The 13,134-nt window shown below is 70.0% G+C and carries 11 protein-coding genes; 9 read left to right on the plus strand and 2 right to left on the minus strand.

The genetic code is table 11. The features are described from left to right. Window positions 1-21: 21 nt before the first annotated feature. The 5 genes from ABT297_RS23060 (at window position 22) to ABT297_RS23080 (ending at window position 4,899) form a co-directional block, all read left to right on the plus strand. The gene (locus ABT297_RS23060; protein WP_350553026.1) at window positions 22-1,032 is read left to right on the plus strand and encodes an ABC transporter ATP-binding protein; all 1,011 of its coding nucleotides are present in this window, start codon (window positions 22-24) and stop codon (window positions 1,030-1,032) included. Continuing rightward, window positions 1,029-2,018, plus strand: a complete 990-nt coding sequence (locus ABT297_RS23065) for an ABC transporter ATP-binding protein (RefSeq protein ID WP_350553028.1) — start codon at window positions 1,029-1,031, stop codon at window positions 2,016-2,018. Before ABT297_RS23060 ends, ABT297_RS23065 begins: the two co-directional genes overlap by 4 nt. Window positions 2,019-2,177: 159 nt before the next feature. Next, window positions 2,178-3,056, plus strand: a complete 879-nt coding sequence (locus ABT297_RS23070; protein ID WP_350553030.1) for an acetaldehyde dehydrogenase (acetylating) — start codon at window positions 2,178-2,180, stop codon at window positions 3,054-3,056. A 26-nt stretch (window positions 3,057-3,082) separates the two neighbouring features. After that, entirely contained in the window at window positions 3,083-4,141 is a 1,059-nt protein-coding gene (dmpG, locus tag ABT297_RS23075) for a 4-hydroxy-2-oxovalerate aldolase (RefSeq protein ID WP_350553032.1), read from the plus strand. Next, window positions 4,138-4,899 carry a 2-keto-4-pentenoate hydratase gene (locus tag ABT297_RS23080; protein ID WP_350553034.1) on the plus strand — a complete coding sequence of 254 codons (762 nt, stop codon included), beginning with the start codon at window positions 4,138-4,140 and terminating at the stop codon, window positions 4,897-4,899. Before dmpG ends, ABT297_RS23080 begins: the two co-directional genes overlap by 4 nt. Window positions 4,900-4,957: 58 nt before the next feature. Here ABT297_RS23080 and ABT297_RS23085 read toward each other — a convergent pair whose 3' ends face one another. Then, the gene (locus ABT297_RS23085; RefSeq protein WP_350553036.1) at window positions 4,958-6,805 is read right to left on the minus strand and encodes a sensor histidine kinase; all 1,848 of its coding nucleotides are present in this window, start codon (window positions 6,803-6,805) and stop codon (window positions 4,958-4,960) included. A gap of 360 nt (window positions 6,806-7,165) precedes the next feature. Between ABT297_RS23085 and ABT297_RS23090 the strand changes: the two genes are divergently transcribed. Further along, window positions 7,166-8,359 (plus strand): ROK family transcriptional regulator, encoded by a 1,194-nt coding sequence (locus ABT297_RS23090; protein WP_350553038.1) that lies wholly within the window; start codon window positions 7,166-7,168, stop codon window positions 8,357-8,359. A 44-nt stretch (window positions 8,360-8,403) separates the two neighbouring features. On the opposite strand, the gene ABT297_RS23095 is transcribed toward ABT297_RS23090, so the two are convergent. Beyond that, window positions 8,404-9,738 (minus strand): enolase C-terminal domain-like protein, encoded by a 1,335-nt coding sequence (locus ABT297_RS23095; protein ID WP_350553040.1) that lies wholly within the window; start codon window positions 9,736-9,738, stop codon window positions 8,404-8,406. A gap of 120 nt (window positions 9,739-9,858) precedes the next feature. On the opposite strand from ABT297_RS23095, the gene ABT297_RS23100 reads away from it, so the two are divergent. From ABT297_RS23100 to ABT297_RS23110, 3 genes are read left to right on the plus strand one after another with little or no spacing between them, the layout of a single operon-like run. Next, window positions 9,859-11,235 (plus strand): ABC transporter substrate-binding protein, encoded by a 1,377-nt coding sequence (locus ABT297_RS23100; protein ID WP_350553042.1) that lies wholly within the window; start codon window positions 9,859-9,861, stop codon window positions 11,233-11,235. Beyond that, the gene (locus ABT297_RS23105; protein WP_350553044.1) at window positions 11,235-12,200 is read left to right on the plus strand and encodes a carbohydrate ABC transporter permease; all 966 of its coding nucleotides are present in this window, start codon (window positions 11,235-11,237) and stop codon (window positions 12,198-12,200) included. Before ABT297_RS23100 ends, ABT297_RS23105 begins: the two co-directional genes overlap by 1 nt. Next, window positions 12,197-13,102 (plus strand): carbohydrate ABC transporter permease, encoded by a 906-nt coding sequence (locus tag ABT297_RS23110; protein ID WP_350553046.1) that lies wholly within the window; start codon window positions 12,197-12,199, stop codon window positions 13,100-13,102. The genes ABT297_RS23105 and ABT297_RS23110 overlap by 4 nt, the downstream gene beginning before the upstream one ends. The last annotated feature ends 32 nt before the right edge of the window (window positions 13,103-13,134 follow it).

Here is a 13,134-nt window from a genome sequence, read left to right on the forward strand (position 1 = left end):
ACAGTGGAAGGACGGACTGGCATGACTGAGGTGCTCCGGGTCGACCGGTTGCACGTGGACGCCCGGGTCGGTCAGAAGTGGCTGCCGGTGGTCACCGACGTGTCGTTCGCGGTCCGCGCCGGTGAGATCATGGGCCTGGTCGGCGAGTCGGGATCGGGCAAGACGGTGACGTGCCTGTCGGTGCTCGGGTTGTTGCCTCGCACCGACGTGCGGGTCCGGACGGGTGCGATCTGGTTCCACGACCGGGACCTGACCGCGATCAGCCGTCGCGACCTCGAGGACGTGCGGGGCCGCAGCATCGCGCTGATCCCGCAGGAGCCGTCGGCGAGTCTCAACCCGGCCTTCACCGTCGGCGACCAGATGACCGAGATCCTGCGCCGGCACGAGAAGCTCGGCCGGGCCGAGGCGCGCCGGCGAGCGGTCGGCCTGCTCGACGAGGTCGGGATTCCGGCCGCGGCGAGTCGGCTCGACGACTATCCGCACCACTTCTCCGGCGGCATGTGCCAGCGGGTGCTCATCGCGATGGCCCTGGCCTGCAACCCGGAGATCATCATCGCGGACGAGCCGACCACCGCCCTCGACGTCACGGTGCAGGCGCAGATCCTGAGCCTGATCCGGGAGAAGGCCGCCCAGCACCACGCGGCCGTGCTGCTGGTGACCCACGACATGGGCGTGGTGGCCGAGGTCTGCGACCGGGTGGTGGTGATGTACGCGGGCCAGATCGTCGAGTCCGCCGACATTGTCCCGATCTTCCACCGGCCTCGGCATCCCTATACGGAACGGCTGTTGGCCGCGACGCCCCGGATGGTGCAGCACGGCGAGATCGACCCGCCCGCGTTCGCCTACATCCCCGGGTCGATGCCCCGGCCGGGCACCTATGCCACCGGCTGCCGGTTCGGGCCGCGCTGCGCGTTCCACGAGGAGCGCTGCGACGCGGCGCAGGTACCGCTGCGTTCCCTGCCCGAAGGCAACCTGGCCCGGTGCGTCCGGACCGACGAGCTCGACTTTGCCGAGACAAGGAGCCGCGCGTGAGCACGCAGCCGCCGGTGCTGGAGGTTCGCGACCTCTCAGTCACCTTCGCCCGCAGGAGTCTGCTGCCATCCCGGCGGCAGGTCTCGCACGTGGTCGACTCCATCGACCTCACCGTCCACAAAGGTCGGACGCTCGGCCTGGTCGGCGAGTCAGGGTCGGGAAAGTCCACCACCGCGAAGGCGATCGTACGGCTGGCACCGGCGCGCTCGGGTTCGGTCAAGCTCAACGGCGTGGACCTGTTGAGCCTGCGCGGGGAGGAGCTCAAGCAGGCACGGCGCAGGGTGCAGATGGTGTTCCAGGACCCCTACTCCTCCCTCGACCCGACCATGACGGTGGCCGAGTGCATCGCCGAGCCGTTGGCGGTGCACCGGATCGGGGCCCGTGCGAGTCGCCGGGACACCGTGCTCGAGATGCTCGAGCAGGTCGGGCTGCCGACGTCGATGGCCGACCTGATGCCGTCGCAGCTCTCCGGAGGCCAGCGCCAACGGGTTGCGATCGCCCGGGCGATCTGCCTGCACCCCGATCTGGTGCTGTGTGACGAGCCGGTCAGTGCGCTGGACGTGTCGACGCAGAACCGGATCCTGCAGATGCTGGCCGACCTGCGCAGCACCCACGGCATCTCGTTCGTGCTGATCAGCCACAATCTGGCCGCGGTGCAGCAACTGGCCGACGAGGTGGCGGTGATGTACTGCGGCACGATCGTCGAGTGCGGGCCGGCCCGAAACGTGACCGCGCTGCCGAAGCACCCCTATACCCAGGCCCTCGTCGCCGCGGTCCCCTATCCGGACCCGGAGGTGCAGCGCAAGCGGGAGCGCGTGGTCCTCAGCGGGGAGCCGGCGAACCCGGCCAACCGCCCGACCGGATGCGTCTTCCAGAGTCGCTGCCCGCAGGTGATGCCGGTGTGCCAGACCACGACGCCGGCGCTGACCGACGACGGCAGCGGACGCAGCGTGGCCTGCCACCTCTACCAGCCGATTGTTGGCTAGGGCGACTACGGAACCGCCGATTCGAGCGTTTCTCCCCGTTGGAGAAAGCATCCCGCTGGCTGGCACACCCGGCCCGGCACGGACGGAAATGTCGACAGAATTTGCCGTGGATCGAAGCCCATCGGCGCCACCGGGGGCACCAGACACGCAGGAGGGCGAGTGCAAGCGCTGACTGCCGCGATCGTGGGATCGGGCAATATCGCGACCGACCTGATGTTCAAGCTATTGCGTTCGGAGGTCATCACACCGCGGTGGATGGTGGGTGTCGATCCGAACAGCGACGGGTTGCGCCGGGCGGGCGACCACGGCCTGGCCACCTCCGCCGGCGGCGTTGACTGGCTGCTCAGCCTGGAGGAGAAGCCGGACCTGGTGTTCGAGGCCACTTCGGCCTACGCCCACAAGGAGAACGCGCCGCGCTACCGGGCCGCGGGGATCCGGGCCATCGACCTCACACCGGCCGCGATCGGCCCTTACGTGGTGCCCACCGTCAACCTGACGGAGCACATCGGACTCGACAACGTGAACATGGTGACCTGCGGCGGCCAAGCGACCATTCCGATGGTGGCCGCGGTCTCCCGGGTCGTGCCGGTGCAGTACGCCGAGATCGTCGCCTCGGTGGCCTCGCTCGCCGCCGGGCCGGGCACCCGGGCCAACATCGACGAGTTCACCCGCACCACCGCCAGCGCGGTGGCCCGGCTCGGCGGGGCCGCGGACGGCAAGGCGATCATCGTGCTGAACCCGGCCGAGCCGTCGGTCATCATGCGCGACACGGTCTTCGTGTCCATTCCGGACGATGCCGACACCGACGCGATCGCCCGCTCGGTGCGCGACATGGAGGCCGCTGTGCAGACCTATGTGCCCGGATACCGGCTGACCGCCGAGCCCCAGTTCTTCGACGGCCGGGTCGCCATCTTCCTCGAGGTCGAGGGCGCCGGCGACTACTTCCCGCCCTACGCGGGCAACCTCGACATCATGACCGCCGCAGCGACGAAGGTGGGCGAGGAGATCGCCCGCTCGATGCTCGCCGCCCGCGCCTGAGCGATCGCCAGAAAGGGACAACGGACGTGGCCTACTCCGCAGAGCTCGACATCCGAGTCACGGACAGCTGCATGCGTGACGGTTCACACGCCGTCGCGCACCAGTTCGACGAGAAGTCGGTGCGCGACATGGTGGTGGCGCTCGACGAGGCGCGGGTTCCGGTGCTCGAGGTCTCCCACGGCGACGGCCTGGGCGGCTCCTCGTTCAACTACGGGTTTTCCAAGGTGAACGAGAAGAAGCTGATCCGGATCGCGGTCGACAACGCGAGCTTCAGCAAGATCGCCTGCCTCATCCTGCCCGGCGTGGGCACCGTGGACGACATCCGGGCGGTGCACGACATGGGTGTGAGCGTCGTCCGGGTCGCCACCCACTGCACCGAGGCGAACATCTCGCCGCAGCACTTCGGCATCGCCCGGGATCTCGGCCTGGAGACGGTCGGGTTCCTGATGATGGCGCACTCGATCCCGCCCGAACGGCTGGCCGAGCAGGCCCGCATCATGGCCGACGCCGGCTGCCAGTGTGTCTACGTGGTCGACTCGGCCGGCGCCCTGGTCATGGAGGACGTGTCCGACCGGGTCAGCGCGCTGCGGGCGGAGCTGGGCGACGACGCGCAGGTCGGGTTCCACGGGCACCAGAACCTGTCCCTGGCGGTGGCCAACTCGCTGCTGGCGATCCGGGCCGGCGCGCAGCAGATCGACGGCTGCACCAGGGCTTTCGGCGCCGGTGCGGGCAACACCCCGACCGAGGTGCTGGCCGCGGTCTGCGAGCGGATCGGGATCCGGACCGGAATCGACGTGATCAAGATAATCGACGCGGCCGAGGAAGTGGTGCGGCCGGTGATGGAGTCCGAGCCCGTGGTGGACCGGATGAGCCTGCTGATGGGCTATGCCGGGGTCTACTCGAGCTTCCTGCGCCACGCCAACCGGGCCGCCGAACGCTACGGGGTGCCCGGGCCGGAGATCCTGCTGCGAGCCGGTCAACGCCGGCTGGTCGGTGGTCAGGAGGACCTGCTGCTCGACATCGCGCTCGAGATCGCCGCCGAGCAGAAGGCGGCCGGAGCCGGAAACGGTGCGGTGGCGTTGTGATCCTCGCCGAGGCGGCCGCTCGGTTGCGGGAGGCGACCCGCACCCGGGTGCCGATCGAACCGCTCACGGTCACCTATCCCGACCTCACCGTCGACGACGCGTGGCGGATCCAGGCCATCAACGTCGACCTGCTCCGCCACGACGGGCAGGTGGTCAACGGCTACAAGGTCGGTCTCACCTCGACGGCCATGCAACAGCAGATGGGCGTGGACGAGCCGGACTTCGGCGTGCTGCTCGACTACATGCTGCTGCCCGGGGCGATGGTGGCCGGCGAGTTCGTACAGCCGCGGATCGAGGCCGAGATCGCGCTGGTGCTGGGCGCCGACCTGCCGGCCGACGCCACCGCCGCCGACGTGCTCGCGGCGACCACGCAGGTGTTCCCGTCGATCGAGATCATCGACAGCCGGATCGCGAACTGGAAGTTGTCCCTTGTGGACACCGTGGCCGACAACGCATCGTCCGGGGCCTACGTGCTGGGCCCCGCGTCGCCGCTGAGCGGGCTCGACCTCGCCGCGGTGGAGGTGACGGTGGCCGTCAACGGTGAGGTCGTCGACCGTGGCCTGGGTGCGGCCGCGCTGGGTCACCCGGCCGACGCGGCCGCCTGGCTGGCCCGGCGGCTGGCCGGTTTCGGGAAGACCCTCACCGCCGGCAGCGTGGTGATGACCGGCTCCCTGCACGCGTCCCGGCCGGTCGCCCCGGGCGACCGGGTCACCGCGAGCTTCACCGGCCTCGGCGACGTCACCCTCGACGTCCGCTGATCGCCGGACCCCGGCGGCGGTACGCATCAGTCGCGTACCGCCGCTCGACTCGCCGATGTCATTCGGGAGCGCAGGGGGCGGGTGCGGTCGGGATGGTGGCCAGCAGCAGGGTGCCGCCGCCGGTGGGGCTGGTGATGGCGAGGTTTCCGCCGAGTGCCTCGATGCGGTCCTGAAGGGCGGTGAGGCCGGTCCCGCGGTGCGGGTCGGCGCCTCCGACGCCGTCGTCACGGATCGACAGGTGCAGGGTGCCGTCCCGGGTTGCCACCTGGACGCGCACCATCGAGGCGCGGGCGTGTCTGGCCGCGTTGGTCAGTGCTTCGGACACGACGTGATATGCGGCCACCTCAACCACTGTGGGCATGCGCGGGCCGGTGCGGGGGTCGAGGTCGAGGTCGACCGGTACCGGTGATCTGCGGGCGAGCGCCTTGAGCGCGGGTGGCAGGCCGCCCGCGGCGAGCAACGTCGGGTGGATGCCCCGGGTGATCTCCCGCAGGTTGTCCACGGCGGTGTTCAGGCTGCGCAGGGCGCGCGACAGTTCCGCCCTGGTCTGCTCCTGTTCCGGTGGCAGGCCGGCCTGCGCGGCGCCGAGCTGCATCGCGACCGCGAGGAAATGCTGCAGTGCGCTGTCGTGGAGGTTGCGCTCGATGCGCTGGCGGGCTTGGTCCGCGGCGGCGACCAGCCGGGCCCGGGACGCGGCGAGCTCGGCCCGGCTGTCGGCGTCGGCGATGGCGGCGGCGGCAAGGCCAACGAAGCCCGCGACGCGCGCCTCGGTGCCGGGTGGCATCGGCTCGGGCCGGGCGGACGCGACGGCCGCCACACCCCACAGCCGCCCCTCGACCACGATCGGCAGCCCGACCGCGGACCGGACGCCGAGCTTGCGAGCGAGGTCGGCGGCGGGACCGGTGGCGTGTTGGAAGCTGTCCATCCGAGCGGAGCGATTCGAGTCCCGCACCAGTGCCGGGATGCTCTCACCCTGCAACGGCCAGCGCATCTCATCCGGCTGCAGGCCGGACAGGTTGGTCGAGACGACGCTGACCGTGCCGTCGGCTTCGTAGCGCAACAGCCATGTACTGTGCTCGCCCAGCAGGCCATGGAGCTCTGTGGTGATGGCGTCGAAGACCTCGGGCGGACGGCCACCGCATGCCACGAGCTTCGCCACCCGCCCTAATGCGGCTTGTTCAGCGGCGAGCCGGCCCAGGCGTTCCCGGCTCGCCTCCAGCGAGCCCAGCGTTGCCGCACGCTCGCATCCGGCGTGCAGCAGTGACGCCAATGACGGCACGACCCGCTCCCGCAGCCGCCGCAGCGTCCGCTCCGGCACGTCGACCGGCACGAGCAGGGTCCCCAGCCGGACAGCGCCGGCCTGCAGCGGAAACGCCGAGTGCCGGTTGTCGTCAGGGACGACGGCGAGGTGGATCGCCGCGCCCGGCAGCTCGAGCGATCGCGCGATGCGTCGCGCCACCGCCGGCAGTACCGCGGCGAGATCGTCCGCGTGCAGCAGCAGGCGGGCCATCTCGGCGGTGAGATCGGACTCCTCGGCCTCGACGGTCCGCAGCCGGGACAGGTCCGCCAATGCGCTCGTGGCCAACGCGACGATGAGGAAGACCGCCAATCCGGCGACGTCCTGCAGGTCGGGAACCGTGAGCCCGCCGAAGGGCGGGACGTGGAAGACCGCGAACGCCACGGCGCTCGCCAATGCGGTGGCCACCCCGAGCCACCGTCCCCACACCACCGACACCACCAGCACGCCGACGATGTAGATGATGCCCGGGGAGAACGATGTCATGATCGCCCGGAGCGGATAGACCAGAAAGGTCTCCACCACGATCAGCAGGGCGGCGACCGCGAGACCCAGCCACCAGGGCGGGCGTGTCGGTCGTACCAGCCGGGACAGCGAACCGACGTGCATTTTCAACCAGCTTAGTCCAATTCCTACCCGCATCTTCCTACCCGCATCGCACGCTTGCCAAGGTGGCGCCGGCACCGTTCGCCGTTCGCGGGCCGGCGCGCCAACTCTGACCCGGATGCACGAGCCCCACCTGGCCGAGGCGTGGTTGTGCCGGACGGTCCCGGCGCCGACGATGCCGACAGGCGGCAGACAGCGTTGGCTCGGGAGGCCGCCGAGCATGCGGCAATGACCTCAATGGACGGACTGTGAGCGCGACCGAAGACGCAGTGGGCGGCCGGGCCGAGGGACATGCGCCGATGAATGGTAAGCTAAATCGATTTGATGGAGGAAGTCCGCAACATCGGCCGTCATGGGAGGACAGTGGACAAGCGGTTGCCGTCCAGGCGTGGCACCAACCTGCCGCGGATGGGCGACTTCAACGAGTCGGTAGTGCTCGACGCGATCCGCCGGGTGCCGGCCGGTCTGAGCCGCGTGGAGCTCGTCGAGGCCACCGGCCTGTCCGCGCAGACCGTGTCGAACATCTGCCGGCGCCTGTTGAACACCGGCCTGGCCCGTGAGGCCGGCACCCGGAGCTCGGGCAGTGGTCAGCCGCGGCGGCTGCTCCAGGTCAACGCGGAGGCGCGGTATGCCGTTGGCGTCCACCTCGATCCCGCGGTGGTCACCTTCGTGGTGCTCGATCTGCTGGGCAAGGTGGTGGCGCGTGCGCAGCGTTCCACGCCCGAGGCGGCCGACCCGGACCACACGTTAATCGAGATGAGCGAGTCGATCAATGCGCTCGTGCGCGACTCCGGGGTGCCACGGGAGAAGATTCTGGGGGTGGGCATCGCCGCACCGGGACCGTTGGACGTGACGTCCGGGCTGGTCATAGCGCCGCCTGAGCTGGTCGGCTGGGATCGGGTGCGGCTGCGCGACTACCTGGCGGAGACCACCGGGCTGCCGGTCCTGCTGGACAAGGACGTGATCGCCGCGGCCGTCGCCGAGCGTTGGGCTGGTGCGGCCACCAACACGGGCAACTTCCTGTTCTTCTACCTGGGCACCGGCTCGGGCATGGGGCTGGTGGTGGACGACGTGGTGCTGCGCGGCTTCTCCGGCAACGCCGGCGAGGTCGGCGGGCTTTACGCCGCCTGCACCACCAACGCCCTGGTCGCCGAGGCGATCGAGCACGGGGTGCTGGGTCCGGAGTTCAAGCCGGCCGGCCCGCGTGACGCGGAGCAGAGCCTGCGGCACCTGTGCCGGCACGCGTCGGCCGGCAACGTGACGGCCGGCGAGATCATCGATCGCTGGGCGGTCCGGGTGGGGCGGGGGGTCAGTGCCGCCGCCACGCTGGTGGACGCGGAGATGGTCGTGTTCGGCGGGCCGATCTGGCCGCTGCTGGCGGACCGGTTCATGGCCATCATCCCGGGCATCGTGGAGAGCTCCCCGTTCGTGGAGCGAATCCATCCGACCCGGGTCACCACGACCGGGCTGGGCATCGACGTCGGTGCGATCGGCGCCGCCTGCCTGGTGCTCGACCAGATCCTGTCGGTCCAGCCGCAGTCGCTGCTGCTGGGCTGACCGGCACGGCGGCCGGTGCCGCCCGGCCGCCGGTCGGAGCATGGTCAAGGCCGGTGCGCGGCTCCGTCGGTGCCGCGCAACAGAGCCCAGCGGTCGTGGTGCAGCGGTGGGGGCACCGGGTAGCGGCGGGCCGCGGTCTCGTCGAAGTCCACCCCGAGGCCCGGTGCTTCGGCGGGGTACAGGCTGCCCCGTTGCGGCACCGGCGCCCCGGGGAAGACCTCCAGCGTGGCGTCGTGGAACCGGGCCGCCTCCTGAATGCCGAAGGCCGGCGTGGAGACGTCGAGCGCGATGTTGGCCGCCTGGCCGACCGGGCTGACGTCGCCGGGTCCGTGCGGCGCCGTACGCACCCCGAACAGCTCGCACGCGGCGACCAGCTTGCGGGTCGGGGTCAGCCCGCCCAGGGTCGGTATCCGCACGCGCGCGAAGTCGATGGCCCGCTGCTCCAGCAGGGGCAGGTATCGGCTCACCTCGTCATAAAGCTCCCCGACCGCCAGCGGGACCGGGCCGGCGGCCCGCAACTGGCCGAAGTACGCGCTGTCCTCCGGCGCGAGCGCGTCCTCGAGGAAGTACAGCCCCGCGTCGGTGAGCACGGCGACCAGGTGCCGGGCCTGGGCGGGGGTGAGCCGCTCGTGTACGTCGTGCAATAGTTCCACCCCGTCGCCGACCCGGCGCCGCACCTCGACGAGCAACGGCGGGACGTGGTGCAGGTACGCGGGGGAGTCCCAGGTGCCTTGCCGGTCTGCCCGGCGGCGAGCCTCCGTGGCGCCCGCGGGCGCGGCGCCGTAGGTGTCCACGCCAGGCACCGCCACCTGGACGCGCACGTGGCGGTAACCCGCCTCGGCGGCGGCGTCCACCTTGTCCGCGATCTCCCCGGGGTCCGCCCCGTCGACGTGGGTGTACGCCTCGGCGCCGTGCCGTGCCCGGCCGCCCAGCAGTGAGTACAGCGGCAGCCCCGCGGCCTTCGCCTTGATGTCCCACAGCGCGACGTCGATGGCGCCCAGGGCGTTGTTAGCGATCGAACCGCCCCGCCAGTAGCCGCTGTTCTGCAGCAGGCGGTGGATGTCCTCGATGTCGCCGGCGTCCCGGCCGCGCACCAGCGGGCCCAGGTACTCGTCCAGGACGGCGCGCACGGCCAGGGTGCGCTGAGGGTCGCTGGCGCAGCCCAGCCCGTACAGCCCCGGCTGGTCCGTCTCGACGCGGACGATGAGATACGGGCAGCCCTGAGGCGCGCACAAAAAGGTGCGTACCTGGGTGATCCGGGCGGCCCCGGCCGGCGCCGGCCACGGCGCGGCCGCCAGCACGTCAGGTGACGGGTCGTCACGTGTCGTGACGTCGACCTGCGCGGAGCCGGGTCCGCCGGAGTCCAGTGATTGTTTCATCGCGGTGCCCACCTTCTCGCCACTGTGACGTGGTTGACACAGTACATCAATTCGATTTAGCTTCTCTGCACTAAGCGGCGCATGTCGATGGCGCCCCGGACGCGAAGGCTCGGCACCGTGATGACACATGAACGACGCGCGTGGCGGCCGGCGCTGGCCGTCCTGGTGGCACTGGCACTCGGCGCCACCACCGCCGCCTGTGGCGGCGACTCGGGCGGCAACTCGTCCGGCAAGGAACTGGTGATGTGGACCTTCAAGCAGCCCCACGTCAAGGCGCTGCAGAAGGTCGCGGAAGGATTTCAGAAGGAGACGGGCATCTCGGTCAAGATCGAGTCGTACGGCCCGGACGACGCCTACGTGACCAAGGTGCAGGCGGCGGCACAGACCAAGAACCTGCCCGATCTCTTCGAGGTGCACACCAACGGCGACGACTTCACCTTCGGCGCCGCCGGGCTCCTCACCGACCTGGCCAAGGACGTCGACGACGCCTGGCAGAACAGCTACCTCCCGGCGGTCAAGCAGGACGGCACCGTCACCGATGAGTACTACAAGAAGTCGCTGGCCCAGGACGCCAAGACCAAGGGCATCCAGCTGGGCCAGCGGTTGAGCGTCCCCCTCACGATCGGCACGTTCGGCATCGTCTACGCCAACAAGCAGCGACTGGCCGACGCCGGCATCACCGCCGCCCCGACCACGTGGGAGGAGTTCATCGCCGACCTGGAGAAGGTCAAGGCGAAGGACCCGGCCAGCGGCGGCGTCACCCTCGGCCTCAAGTCGGCCACCACCGGGCTGGAGTGGCTCATGCAGCCCATGGCCTACGGGATGCTCGGCGCCGACAAGTACCACGCCCTGTTCGGCAAGGACAAGGCCAGCAACTTCTCCTCCCCGACGGGTGTCCAGGCACTGGAGACCTACGGCCAGATCACCCCATACTGGCTGCCCGGCACGCAGAGCCTCGACATCGACGCGGCGGACCTGGCCTTCGCCCAGGGCAAGTCGACGTTCAACATCGGCGGCACGTTCACCCTGGCGTTCCTGGCGCAGAACGGGCTCGACGCCAGCAACGTGATCACGTTTCCCGTTCCCGCACCGGCCAACGGCGCCATCAAGGACCTGAGCCTGGCTCCGTTCACGCTGACCGGCATGTCGGTCTCGGCAACCACCAAGAACCGGGCCGGCGCCATCCAGTGGCTCAAGTACCTGGCCAAGGCGGACGTGTCGGCCACCTTCGCCAAGGAGGCGCTGGACATCCCGCCGACCAACCTGGGCGCCGACCCCAGCTCCGCGGTCGGCCCGGCGCTGGGCGCCATGATCAAGGCGTTCGGCTCCGGCCCCTCGGCGTACAACCCGGGTGACACCTCCTACAAGCCCAACGCATACGACGGCACTCCCGTCGCCAACGTGCTGATCGACTACACCCCGCTGAAGAAGAAGAGCGCCGCGGAGATCGGCGCGGAGATGACCAAACAGATCGACGCCTTCTGGACCAAGCAGTAATGGCTGTACCGACGATCGCGAAGGGCCCGTCGCCGACCCGGCGGGCCCCGAGCCGCGGCAGGACGAGGTACCGCCCCTCGGAAGTGGCCTGGGGCGCCGCCTTCGTGGCGCCGGCGGTCATCCTGTTCGCGGTGATGGGCGCCTACACCATCGCGTACGGGTTCTCGCTCAGCTTCGCCAAATGGAACGGCTTCACGCCGAACTGGCGCTGGGTTGGCCTGCAGAACTACGCCGACCTGCTGTGGGCCGACCCCAGGTACGCGCCGAGGGTGCGCACCGCCGCGGTCAACACGTTGTGGGTGATGATCGCGGTACCGATCCTGACCGTACTGGTCAGCTTCCCGCTGGCCGTGCTGCTCAACTCGGTGCGGCGGCTGAAGACCGTGCTCCGCTCGGTGTACTTCCTGCCCCAGGTGACCAGCGGCATCGCCGTGTACTTCGCGTGGATGTACGTGCTGCAACCGGACGGCGCGGTCAACCTGCTGCTGCGCTCGCTCGGGCTGGGCAGTCTCCAACAGCCGCAGGGCTTCCTGGGCAACCCGTCGACCGCGCTGCCGACCCTCATTGTGATCACCGTGTGGTCGTCGGTTCCGGTGTCCATGATGCTGTACCTGGCCGGCCTCCAGGCCGTGGACCCGACGCTCGTCGAGGCGGCACGCGTCGACGGCGCCGGCTCCTGGCACATCATCCGGCACATCATTTGGCCGCTGCTGCGGCCGATCACGGCGATCATCGTCCTGCTCGCCCTGCGGGACTCGCTGCAGGGGTTCCAGACCTTCCTCGTCATGACCAACGGCGGCCCCGGCGACCACACCAACGTCCTCGGCCTCGAGACGTACAGGCTGGCCTTCCTGTCCCTGCTCGGTCCGACCCTCGGTCTGTCCAGCGCGCTGGGCTGGATGTTGTTCGTCGCAGCGGTGATCCTCGCCGCCGTCAACCTTCGAGTCATGCGGAGGGTCACGTGAGTACCGAGACCGCGCGTCCGACCGCCGCCGACGCGCCCGCCACCGGCCGGGCCGCGGGCCGCGCGCGCGTGCACTGGTCCCTGCCGACCGTGCTGGCCCGCGTCGCGGTCGGCCTGCTGCTGTTGCTGTACGCGGCGATCAGCTTGTACCCGTTCCTGTGGATGGTGTCCGCCGCGTTCAAGGACCGGCTCGAGGTGGTGGCCGGCGGGAACCTGATCCCGCACCGGCCGACCCTGCAGACCCTCGCCGAGACCTGGAGCGAGCTGCACTTCTTCGACTACTTCCTGAACAGCCTGAAGGTCACCGGGCTGACCGTGCTGCTGGTGCTGGTGATCTACTCGGCTGCCGGCTACGCGTTCTCGGTGCTGCGCTTCCCGGGGCGCAAGACGCTGTACCGGCTGTTCATGGTGCTGCTGTTCGTGCCCGGGGTGACCGTGCTGCTGCCCGTCGTGCTGCTGGAGAACAAGCTCGGACTGCTGGGCAGCCACTGGGGGCTGATCCTGCCGTTCGTGAACGGCTCGGCACCGCTGTCCATCCTCATGATGACCAACGCGTTCGACGTCATCCCCGGTGAGTTGCGCGAGGCGGCACGCGTCGACGGCGCCGGCGAACTGCGCATCTTCACCACCATCTACCTGCCGCTGTCTCGGCCGGTCCTGGTCACCATCGCCGTCCTCACCGCGATCCCGACCTGGAACGAGTACCTGCTCACGCGGGTCTCGCTCAACAACCCCGGCACGTTCACCCTGCCCATCGCGCTGCAGAACCTGCAGTCCGGCGCGGTGCAGCACTACAACGTCCTGATGGCCGGCGCGCTGATCGTGGTGATCCCGGTGATCATCCTGTTCGTCGCCGCGCAACGGTACTTCGTCAACGGCCTGATGGGTGCGGTGAAGGCGTGATCGGCGAGCGGCCCGCGAACCACCCCGGTAAC

Origin of the sequence: Dactylosporangium sp. NPDC000555 (assembly GCF_040300025.1) — a bacterium.
Classification (GTDB): Bacteria; Actinomycetota; Actinomycetes; order Mycobacteriales; family Micromonosporaceae; genus Dactylosporangium.